The organism is Kitasatospora sp. NPDC059088 (genome assembly GCF_042738155.1).
Lineage (GTDB): Bacteria > Actinomycetota > Actinomycetes > Streptomycetales > Streptomycetaceae > Kitasatospora.
Genome location: NZ_JBHYGR010000032.1, coordinates 2,988 through 6,127, shown reverse-complemented (window position 1 = coordinate 6,127; position 3,140 = coordinate 2,988). Strand labels below are relative to the sequence as shown.

Annotated in this window: 4 protein-coding genes; 1 reads left to right on the top strand and 3 read right to left on the bottom strand. The window is 71.6% G+C overall.

The genetic code is table 11. From position 1 onward, the window contains the following. Positions 1 to 121: 121 nt before the first annotated feature. Positions 122 to 721 (bottom strand): hypothetical protein, encoded by a 600-nt coding sequence (locus tag ACFWXO_RS16795; protein WP_375897262.1) that lies wholly within the window; start codon positions 719 to 721, stop codon positions 122 to 124. A 363-nt stretch (positions 722 to 1,084) separates the two neighbouring features. Here ACFWXO_RS16795 and ACFWXO_RS16790 point away from each other — a divergent pair, with 363 nt between their 5' ends. Next, positions 1,085 to 1,294: a DUF5703 family protein gene (locus tag ACFWXO_RS16790; protein ID WP_350517275.1), complete on the top strand. Its 210-nt coding sequence runs from the start codon at positions 1,085 to 1,087 to the stop codon at positions 1,292 to 1,294. Positions 1,295 to 1,460: 166 nt separating this feature from the next. Here the strand turns inward: ACFWXO_RS16790 and ACFWXO_RS16785 are convergent, their stop codons facing one another. After that, positions 1,461 to 2,306 (bottom strand): chaplin, encoded by an 846-nt coding sequence (locus ACFWXO_RS16785; RefSeq protein WP_380524691.1) that lies wholly within the window; start codon positions 2,304 to 2,306, stop codon positions 1,461 to 1,463. Positions 2,307 to 2,623: 317 nt separating this feature from the next. After that, positions 2,624 to 2,866 (bottom strand): chaplin, encoded by a 243-nt coding sequence (locus ACFWXO_RS16780; protein WP_375897268.1) that lies wholly within the window; start codon positions 2,864 to 2,866, stop codon positions 2,624 to 2,626. Positions 2,867 to 3,140: the final 274 nt, after the last annotated feature.

Sequence of the window (3,140 nt, the reverse complement as noted above, 5' to 3'; positions counted from 1 at the left end):
TCCTCTCTTCACCTCCCGTCCGGGGCGGCCGCCGCGCGGCGGCGCGCCGCCGACGCCACCCCCTGCGGGGTGGGGCGCGGGCGGGTCGCCGCCCGCCCGCCCCTCACGCGTTCGTCCGACGTCAGTCGTCCGGGTCCTCGTCGTCGTAGACCTCGCTCACGTCGAACCGGCAGATCAGCAACTGCGGGTCCGCGTGCTCGAAGGGCTCCGGCAGCCACTCCCCCGGTTCGGTCGGCTCGGCCGCCGCCACCCAGAGCGTCGAGTCCGCCTCCTCCAGGCCGAACTCCTCACTGCGGGCGGCGATCTCGTCCGGCTCGTACTCGCCGAACAGCACGCCGATCGCGGAGTTCACGCCGCCGGCACCCCCCGGGGTCAACGACTCGTCGAGCCGCTCGGCCTGCGCGCGCAGCCGCTTGGGGTCGACCACGTGGTAGTCGCGGCGGATCAGCACGCTGATCGCCTCGGGCTGCTCCGGGCCGTGGTAGCCGCCCGGTCCCTCGTCGCCGGGGATCTCGAAGGGGGTGACCTCGTCGTAGACCTCGTACAGGAGTTGGTCGTAGGCGATGGCCGCCGTCGCGAGCTGCTCGTAGGCAGCGGTGACGGCGGGATCATCAGCTGCGTTGGGGCTTGACACCGCTTCCAGATGACGGTCGATGGCGGCCTTGACCGCCTCAGCGGCGGCGCGTACCTCGGCAATGGTGGGCTGCGCGGCATCAGACATGGTGCAGACGCTATCTCCCCGCGGCGCCGGTACGCACAGCGGTTGTCACCTACACCCGCGATTTCACCGCAACTTCCCCCCTGATGTCCGATTCCGTGCGTTCTGTCCCCCACCGGGACCGGCGCGGGGCGGGCGCAGAGGGCGCGCAGGCGGTCCGGCGGGGCCGTCCGGGTGCCGCTTCGCGCGCCGGTATCGGGGTATCCCCTCCACAGCAGCAACAGAACTGATGCACTGTCAGACGGGCCTCCGGACCGGGCGCCGTCGAACCGCCGCACCGGGGCGGGAGGACGGCCGGAAATACCCCGGCCGACTGTCCGGGGCAGGCCGTAGGCTTGCGTGCAGGTGATCCTCAGGAGGAGCGTTTTGACCCCACCGAAGCCGGTCCGGCAGCCGGAGTACGAGTACCAGTCGCTGCGCATGCCGCGCGGTACCACCCGCAACGCGGCGCGCCAACTGCTCACCGAGCACGCCGAGTACGGGCACTGGGAGCTCGACCGACTGCGACTGTTCCCCGACGGCAGCCGGACGGTCCGACTCAAGCGACGGATCATCCGGCAGATCCGGAGCTGGTGACGGGCGGGGCACCTCACCCCGAGTCGCCGCACACCGAACCAGTGCGCGCCGAGACTTCACGCACCCGCGGCCGCCCGTTCGAACCGGGCGGCCGCGGGTGCGTCCGTTCATCTGTTCAGCTGTTCACCCTGCCCGTCGACAGCAACCGCGAGCGGGCCCGGTGGACTCAGCGGGCGCCGGCGCGGGCCCGGCGGTAGAGCACGCCGCCGCCGATCAGCAGCGCGAGCCCGGCGGCGCCGAGCATCTCCACGTCACCGGCGCCGGTGTGGGCGAGCTCGCTGTTCGCGGCGACGCTCTGGGCGGCCGGGGCGCTGGTGCGGGCGGCGGCCGGGACGGCCTGGGTGCCGCCGTTGCTCGACGGCTGGGCGACCGGGGTGCTCGGGGTGACACCGGTCGACGGGCCGCCGTTGCGCGGGCCGCCCGTGCCGGTGTCGCCACCGGTCGACGGCGGCGGGGTGTGGCCCTCGGGGCAGTCGTCGGTCGGCTTCGGGGCGGGGTTCGGGGCGGGGTGGGCCACGTTGCCGCACTCGTTGCCGAAGGCCGGGTTGCCGACGCCCACCACGTTCACGGAGTTGCCGCAGGCGTTGACCGGGACGTGCACCGGGGCCTGGACGCTGTTGCCGGAGATCACCCCGGCCGAGTTCGCCGCGGCACCGCTCGCGGAGGCACCGGAGGCGGAGGAGCCGCGGGAGGCGCCCGCACCGGAACCGGCGACGCCCCCGGGGTGGCCGCCCTGGCCGGGCCGCGGGGCGGCGTGGCGGCCGCCGCCGGAGGCATTGGCACAGTGGTTGCCGTACGCCGGGTTCAGGGCGCCGATCACGTCGACCGTGTTGCCACAGGCGTTGATCGGTACCTCGACCGGCACCTGCACCGAGTTCCCGGAGGCGACACCCGGTGATCCTGTGGCACCCCCCTGCGCCTCGGCGCCCGCGTAGGCGTAGCCGGCGGTCGAGGCCAGCACGCTGCCGGTGGCCACGGCAGTGAGGATCCCCTTCTTGGCGACATTCCTCATGATTTCCCCTGACGTTTCGAGACGGCGTGGCGACCTTGGCATGAACTCGTATGAAAGTCGGAATTTCCGTATATCCGGAAATCGCGCAAGGCCTTTGACTGCACAGGAGTCAACGAGAGGCCAACGGGGAGGTTGAGCCGAACGAAGCAGCTTCACCCGATCGAGCGATCTGGGCGTTCGAACCTTGTCGAGTCCGGTTCGCCAAGGCCCCTGGTATGCAGAAGCCCCGGCACGCAAAGGCCCCCGGCGCGGCGCGTCCGCCGCCCGGGGGCCGTACCGAGCCCGGCTCAACGGGCCTCAGCGGCCCGGAGGTCGGCTCAGAAGTTGGCGCAGTGGTTGCCGAACGCCGGGTTCAGCACGCCGATCACGCTGACGGTGTTGCCGCACAGGTTCACCGGCACGTGGACCGGGACCTGGACCTGGTTGCCCGAGACGACACCCGGGGAACCCGCGGCCACACCCTCGGCACCGGCACCGCCGTGAGCGGACGCGACACCGGCGGCGGCGAGCACCAGGCCACCGGTGGCGGCGGCGACAGCGGCGATCTTCTTGATCTTCATCATTCCTCCTGTACGGACAACGCAACCCGTTCGGCGGGCTGCAAAGGAATGAACGACGCTGCGGCAAACGGGGTACGGAACAGATTTCCCATTCACCCGCAACGGTGATCCTTCGCACAGACGACCGGCGCGGAATGGCAAGCAGAATCGTTTCTGTTGATCGCTTTCCACCCGTCCCACAATCATGCGCTCCGACAATGCGGTGGGGGGGGGGCCCGCGCCGCCCGCGGGGGGGGGGCCACTCGCCCCGCGTGACAGCACAGAGAAATAAAGC